Origin of the sequence: Paraburkholderia atlantica (assembly GCF_009362785.1) — a bacterium.
Classification (GTDB): Bacteria; Pseudomonadota; Gammaproteobacteria; order Burkholderiales; family Burkholderiaceae; genus Paraburkholderia; species Paraburkholderia atlantica.
Genome location: NZ_WHNQ01000105.1, coordinates 1 through 6,736 on the forward strand (window position 1 = coordinate 1; position 6,736 = coordinate 6,736).

The window sequence follows — 6,736 nt, forward strand, 5'->3', positions numbered from 1 at the left end:
CCCGATGATGAAGAAGGCACCGACGCCACGAACGGCCCTTGCCCCAGGACTTGCGAAGGTTCTGAAGCGACTGCACTATCCGCTCGATGTCATGCTGATGTGCGTGCGCTGGTATGTGGCATATGGGCTGAGCCTGCGAAATCTGGAAGAGATGATGACTGAACGCGGCATCGATGTCGACCATTCAACCGTGCACCGGTGGGCGATCAAGTTGCTGTCCGTTCTGGAAAAGGCATTTCGACGTCGCAAGCGCGCAGTCGACAGGAGCTGGCGCGTGGATGAGACGTATATCAAGGTCAAGGGACAGTGGAAGTACTTCTACCGGGCCGTGGACAAAGCGGGAGACACGCTCGATTTCCTGCTGCGCGCCCACCGTGACAAGGCGGCCGCGAAGCGCTACTTAGAAAAGTCGATCGAGTGGAACGGCGAACCCGAGGTGGTGACGATCGACAAAATTGGGGCGAATCTCGCTGCGCTTGAGGCTATCCACGCCGGGCGCGAGACGCCGATCAGGATCCGTCAGTCGAAGTAACTGAATAACATCGTCGAGCAGGACCACCGCGCGATCAAGCGCCGGACCCGCCAGATGCTCGGGTTCAAGAAATTTCGTTGCGCCCGCGTTCTCCTGGGGGGCATCGAAGTCATGCACATGATCGTCAAGAGGCAATTGAACGATTGCAGCGTTGGTCAAACTCCCGCACAGCAGTTCTATTCGCTGGCTTGATAAGGAATCCATACCATATCGGTCTTGCCAGACCTTTCGCTCTTACTGCGACAGAACCCCTAATTTACTTTATCGCAAGACTATGGCCGGTAGTGTGCCCATTTGTCGTGAGCGGGCGGCGCGTAACGTTGCAGCTTGCCAATCAACGCGAGCGGATCGGCGTCGATCTGCAGCATGTCGAGATAGGTCTTGCGCAGGAAGCCTTCGTCGACCGTGTGCTGAAGCACGCGGACCAGCGGCTCGTAGAAGCCGCCGGTGTTCAGCAGCGCGACCGGCTTGCCGTGATAGCCGAGCTGCGCCCACGTGAAGACCTCGAACAGCTCCTCGAGCGTGCCCGCGCCGCCCGGCATCGCGACGAACGCATCGGATAGTTCGGCCATCATCTTCTTGCGATGATGCATGTCGGGCACCACATGCAGCTCAGTCAGGCCGTTATGACCCACTTCCTTGCTGACGAGCAGCTCGGGAATCACGCCGATCGCGCTGCCGCCTTCGGCCATTACGGTATCGGCGATCACGCCCATCAGCCCTACCTTGCCGCCCCCAAACACGAGCGCGAGATCGACCTCGACGAGGGCGCGGCCGAACGCGCGCGCCGCCTGTTCATACAACGGTTTGGCCCCAATCGCGGAGCCGCAAAAGACACACACCGACTTCATGCTCGACCGTCCTTCGATTCGTTGCGAGGCGGGGCGCCTTCACGCCGTTTCAAGGGCCCGCACCTCCGACATACTCATCACAAGTCATCTATTCTTCGCCCTTGCCCGGCCAAGATTTAATATTTCGCTCCACTGAGCCCCATTTATTGAACATCGTAACCATTGATTAGGACAAAATACCCGCCTCCGCCATTCCAACACCATAACGTTACAATTCCGTGATTGTCATTGACTGAAGATTGGATGTCAGCAAATGCGGGGGCGCCATTAAAAATGCCAATATGAGACGTATATCAAGGTCAAGGGACAGTGGAAGTACTTCTACCGGGCCGTGGACAAAGCGGGAGACACGCTCGATTTCCTGCTGCGCGCCCACCGTGACAAGGCTGCCGCGAAGCGCTACTTAGAAAGGTCGATCGAGTGGAACGGCGAACCCGAGGTGGTGACGATCGACAAAATTGGGGCGAATCTCGCTGCGCTTGAGGCTATCCACGCCGGGCGCGAGACGCCGATCACGATCCGTCAGTCGAAGTATCTGAATAACATCGTCGAGCAGGACCACCGCGCGATCAAGCGCCGGACCCGCCCGATGCTCAGGTTCCAGAAATTTCGTTGCGCCCGCATTCTCCTAGGTGGCATCGAAGTCATGCATATGATCGTCAAGGGGCAATTGAACGATGGCAGCGTTGGTCAAACTCCCGCACAGCAGTTCTATTCGCTGGCTGGATACGGAATCCATACCATATCAGTCTTGACCGACCTTTCGCCCATACTGCGACAGAACCACTTATCGCATCAGCGTCGGACCGTTTCGTAGCTGACGATAACCCCGCGCTCGAACAGCAGCTCTTCGATATCACGCAGGCTGAGCTGAAATCTGAAAATACCAGCGCACCGCGCAACTAATGACCGCGGCCGGGAAGCGATGACCGTGGTAAAGCGATTTTGCATTCTTCATCACGAGATTTTACCCGACCATCTCAGCAACGTGACAGCGCCCCTCGACAACGTGACAACGCCGTTTGATCGCACCCTCCGCTCTACCTCATACTACAATTTCACGATTTCGAGGAGGTTCTTCTTGCCCTCCTTGTAATTGACAAGCGAGATCGCCGACTGCTGCAGATCTCCGTGTTCGTCAAACTGAACGAGGCCGGAGACGCCCGAGTATTTTGTGTGCGGTATGGTGGCAAGGATTGCGGCTCGCTTAGTCGAGTTTGCACGCTTCATCGCATCTACAAGAATGTACACAGTGTCGGATGAGTGTGGTGCGTGAGATCTGAACAGGTTGACCAAACCTGGCTTGAAATTTCTGCGTGAACACAGCACCGTCCGGCATCTTCTCGAGGGCGGTCCTGCGCGCCGAACACGCGACAGAGTCCGTAGCGTCACCGGCCAGCTTGTTGAGATCGGTCGTGCAAGCGCCGTCGCCGAATAAAAGTTTCGAATGCAGGGCGAGTTGTCGCGATTGCCTAGCGAGCGGGCCGGCTGTCGCATCCATCCCGCCGTACATAATGATATCGGGTCTTTCTCCCTTGATCTTTGTCAAAATCGCCCGGAAGTCGGTAGCCTTGTCGGTCCTAGCATCGCGCGACACGACTGTAATGCCCTAACTCTTTGCCGTCTTCTCAAACTGATCTGCAAACCCATGTCCGCACGCAGTCGCGTCGTCGACGACTGCAACGGTCTTCACCTTCAGATCCGATGCGGCATAACCAGCGAGGGCACGACCTTGCTGGGCATCTGTCCCAACGAGGCGATACGTCACCTTATAGCCCTGCAAAGTCAACACCGGGTTGGTTGCCGACGGTGGGATCATGGTGACACCGGCATCGTTGTAAATCTTCGAGGCCGGGATCGATACACCTGAGTTTTGGTGACCGACAACTGCCACGACACCGTCGTCGACCAGCTTCTGCGCGAGCTGCGTGCCCTGACGCGGGTCCGCCCCGTCGTCTTGCGGATCGATCACGAGCATTACTTTCTGCCCATTGATCTCTAAGCCGGCTTTGTTTATTCCTTCAATTGCGAGGCGCGTGCTATTCTCGATGTCCTTCCCGAGATGCGCCAGTCCTCCGGTAAGCGGAACAGCATTGCCGCCCTTTCATTTGCAACACTCCTACCCGCACCCGCTGAGGGCCGGCCGGTCGCATCGCAGCCGACACGGTAGTGGTGTCAGAGCCATTTACGAACAGCACTGAAGCAAGGCCCTGATTTGCCGTCGTGCCTGGCACGCTTACGGTTACGGGAGGTTGCGACTGGCTCCACACGACGGAGATGTTCGCGCCAGCGTCATTTGCCGCTGCGTTGTAAAAGATGAGCCCGTAGAGTTGACCGCCGGTGAGGGTCTGGCACGTCGCGGTATCGCCAGGATCAAGGGTAATGAGTTGCCCATTTTTCCAGTTGATAGATGACACGGTAATCTCCTGAGTGGTTGAGCCTCGTGCTTTTTCGCAAAAACGAGGCGGTGACACAGAAATCGCCAGATTTTCGTCATGGTTATCAAGGACAGGCGCATGGCGTACGGGTTGGCGACGTCCCCGCTGAACATTAATATGCCCTAGCCCGAGGTCATTATTACTGCGATCACGACTAGACTCCGACACCCATCACTAGCGCTTGCGGGATCCTAATTAGCCCGGTGATTGCCTGGCGTCGAACTGGACACGGCGGTGGTTTCGGTAAATTCCGCTGGGCCGTGCTGCTAGGTATCATTGAGCACTCCGCGTGCAGGCGAATTTACCGTCTGATTTTCACGCAATTAACATATTTCTGAAAAAGTACTTTAAGTCCTTTGCTTGTACGCGAAATCCATACCAATAAGCCAGTGCCAGTAGAAAACCAGAGACCGTCAAACACGCTTAAAGCCATTCACCGATGGCGCCAACAGACAAGGCAGACAAACCGGACAATATTTGTCGTTACCGCAACAAAATCGCTTCATTTCCGCGAGGAGTCGCTAACACAACGTCGGCTTGACGCCTTGGTCACCATCTTCTCGCGCCATGGGTAGACGAACAAAATAGGACTATTTATGCAAAGAGCGAGTAGAGTTGCTGGACGGGAGAAAGTGTGCCATATCTCCATCGTTCACCTGAGCTTTGCGGATCATATGCATGGTCTCGATTCCACCAAGAATATGTTGCAGCTCACATGTTCCCGCTAAAGTTGCTTACAGATGCGCTAATGTGCACACCTAATTCGGCTAGCGCGTCTTGAGGGAATAACGATACCTGCAGTCCTCGCAACAACGATTTATCGATCGAAGATCGGTAGCGAAGTTGCCCGCATTGCGTAAAGCAGATCCTGGGTGGGCCGCCCCCTGCGAAAACCGGACACGAGGTAACGCTTAAATTATGAGGTAGTCTTCTGCCTATGTTTAAGCCCAGTCACAACGTGGAACCTGTCGAACCCAGCCGGAGCAGCGCCGCCGGCGTTCTGTCGAAGAGAAGCTCGCGATAGTGCGCGAGACTTTTGAGCCCGGAGCCACGGTTTCGGGAGTTGTCCGTCGCCACCAAGTGAATGCCAATCAGGTCTTTGCCTGGCGCAAGCTCTATCAGGACGGAAGCCTGTCGGCTGTCAGCGCCGGTGAACAGGTGGTGCCGGCCTCGGACCTGGCCGAGGCGATGAAGCAGATTCGCGAACTTCAGCGGCTGCTGGGCAAGAAAACAATGGAAGTGGAAATTCTCCGTGAAGCAGTGGAGTACGGTCGAGCAAAAAAATTGATTGCGCGCTCACCATTGCCGCGGGGGGACGACCGATGAAAGACGGTCTGTGAAGTCCTGGGTGTGTCGCGCTCGAATCTCGCGGTCAAATCGAAGCGCCCCGCTGAATGGGTCGACCGGCGCAAGACGCCCGTTCTGGATGACGTGCCGCTCGTCACCGAACTTCAAGAGCTGGTCGCCGACCTGCCCACCTATGGCTACCGGCGCGCATGGGCGCTGCTGAGGCGAAACCGGAATGCGCTGGGCCAACCGCGTGTCAATGTAAAGCGGGTGTATCGCGTCATGCGTAGCCACGGCCTGCTGCTCGAACGCCGACCGCGTCATGCCCCGTCTACGCGTCGGCACGACGGCAAGGTCGCGGTAGACAGCAGCAACGCCCGCTGGTGTTCGGACGGTTTCGAATTCCGCTGCGACGACGGTGCCCCCTTACGCGTCATGTTTGCACTGGACTGCTGCGACCGGGAAACCATGAGCTGGGCTGCGACGACGGGCGGCTACACCGGCGACATGGTGCGCGACGTGATGCTTCAGGCTATCGAGAGCCGTTTCGCCGGTGCGTTGAAGGCTGAGAGCGAAATCGAGTGGCTGAGCGACAACGGTTCCTGCTACATTGCCGACGAGACGCTGACGTTCTCGCAGAAAATCGGTTTGAAGCCCGTCACGACACCTGTGCGAAGTCCGCAGAGCAACGGAATGGCCGAGAGTTTCGTCAAAACGATGAAGCGTGATTACGTTTCGTGGATGCCCAAGCCCGACGCCAGAACGGCGTTGCAGAACTTGGCCATTGCGTTCGACCACTACAACGAGTTACATCCGCACAGCGCCCTGAAATACCGCTCGCCACGCGAGTATCGCCAGCAAGCAAATTCTCCAACCTAAGCGTGACCGTGTGTCCGGTCATGCAGGGGCAAGTCCACTGGGATCGTCTCGAGCGGAGTGTGATGTGCCTCTCAATAGTCAGCTGTTGGATCAAGCCATTCCCTCCTCTTCCAGCGCGGCGCCGACACGTCGGCATCGTTTATAGCGGCTAACACAACCTGGACATCAAGCCATAGGTTTCGTATCCTGGGCGCATGTCCAGAAGAAAAATCAGGAACGAACTGTGGGCGGCCCTGGAACTGTCGATTCCGGCATTTACGCCGTCACCGCAAAGGCGACCGTCGGCGCACAGTTGACGACCGCGCAGCACTGAACGGCATCCTGTATGTCCTGCAAACGGGCATCCCATGGGAAGACCTGCCGCAGGAACTGGGTTTCGGCAGCGGCATGACATGCTGGCGACGGCTACGAGACTGGCAGGCCGCAGGCGTGTGGGAGCAACTGCATCTGGCTGTCTGGCGTCAACTAGAACTGCCGTCGGCGACAACTAAAATTGCCGCCCTATGCCGTCGCTGCGGCTGACGCTGTCGGCTTCGCACCGGCAGCTTTTGCGCGATAGCTCTCGACACCCATCAAGTCGAGGACGACGCTGTGGTGCACTACGCGATCGATCGCCGCAAGCGTGGTCATCGGGTCTTTAAAGATGCGTTCCCATTCCGAGAACACGAGATTTGTGGTGATGACGATGCTCTTTCGCTCGTAGCGCTCGGCGAGCAACGTGAACAACACCTCCATTTCATCGCGGTCGT

The 6,736-nt window shown here is 57.0% G+C and carries 2 protein-coding genes and 8 pseudogenes; 4 read left to right on the plus strand and 6 right to left on the minus strand.

Features of this window, described 5'->3' with window-relative positions:
* The first annotated feature begins 4 nt into the window (after window positions 1-4).
* Window positions 5-724 (plus strand): annotated as a pseudogene (locus GCT19_RS40395) (IS6 family transposase).
* Window positions 725-804: 80 nt separating this feature from the next.
* On the opposite strand, the gene GCT19_RS40400 reads toward GCT19_RS40395, so the two are convergent.
* Complete coding sequence (locus GCT19_RS40400) at window positions 805-1,383, minus strand: LOG family protein (protein WP_018431528.1); 579 nt, start codon at window positions 1,381-1,383, stop codon at window positions 805-807.
* 283 nt (window positions 1,384-1,666) lie between these two features.
* On the opposite strand from GCT19_RS40400, the pseudogene GCT19_RS40405 reads away from it, so the two are divergent.
* Window positions 1,667-2,107: pseudogene (locus GCT19_RS40405) on the plus strand (IS6 family transposase); the annotation flags it as partial.
* A 74-nt stretch (window positions 2,108-2,181) separates the two neighbouring features.
* Here the strand turns inward: GCT19_RS40405 and GCT19_RS45020 are convergent.
* From GCT19_RS45020 to GCT19_RS45025, 3 pseudogenes are all read right to left on the minus strand, one after another.
* A pseudogene (locus GCT19_RS45020) lies at window positions 2,182-2,341 on the minus strand (IS6 family transposase); the annotation flags it as partial.
* 92 nt (window positions 2,342-2,433) lie between these two features.
* Window positions 2,434-3,487 (minus strand): annotated as a pseudogene (locus GCT19_RS40415) (branched-chain amino acid ABC transporter substrate-binding protein); the annotation flags it as partial.
* 928 nt (window positions 3,488-4,415) lie between these two features.
* Window positions 4,416-4,522 (minus strand): annotated as a pseudogene (locus tag GCT19_RS45025) (IS6 family transposase); the annotation flags it as partial.
* Between the two features lie 236 nt (window positions 4,523-4,758).
* Between GCT19_RS45025 and GCT19_RS40420 the strand changes: the two are divergent.
* Window positions 4,759-5,987, plus strand: a pseudogene (locus tag GCT19_RS40420) (IS3 family transposase).
* Between the two features lie 74 nt (window positions 5,988-6,061).
* On the opposite strand, the pseudogene GCT19_RS45160 reads toward GCT19_RS40420, so the two are convergent.
* Window positions 6,062-6,130: pseudogene (locus GCT19_RS45160) on the minus strand (TniQ family protein); the annotation flags it as partial.
* Between the two features lie 51 nt (window positions 6,131-6,181).
* Here GCT19_RS45160 and GCT19_RS40425 point away from each other — a divergent pair.
* Window positions 6,182-6,443, plus strand: a pseudogene (locus GCT19_RS40425) (transposase); the annotation flags it as partial.
* Window positions 6,444-6,488: 45 nt separating this feature from the next.
* Here GCT19_RS40425 and GCT19_RS40430 read toward each other — a convergent pair.
* On the minus strand, window positions 6,489-6,736 hold a 248-nt coding region (locus tag GCT19_RS40430), incomplete at its 5' end, for an ATP-binding protein (protein ID WP_193727519.1).

Excerpts from the sequence above, each read along its gene's own strand:
- GCT19_RS40400 (WP_018431528.1), bottom strand. The coding sequence starts at position 1,383 with ATGAAGTCGGTGTGTGTCTTTTGCGGCTCCGCGATTGGGGCCAAACCG.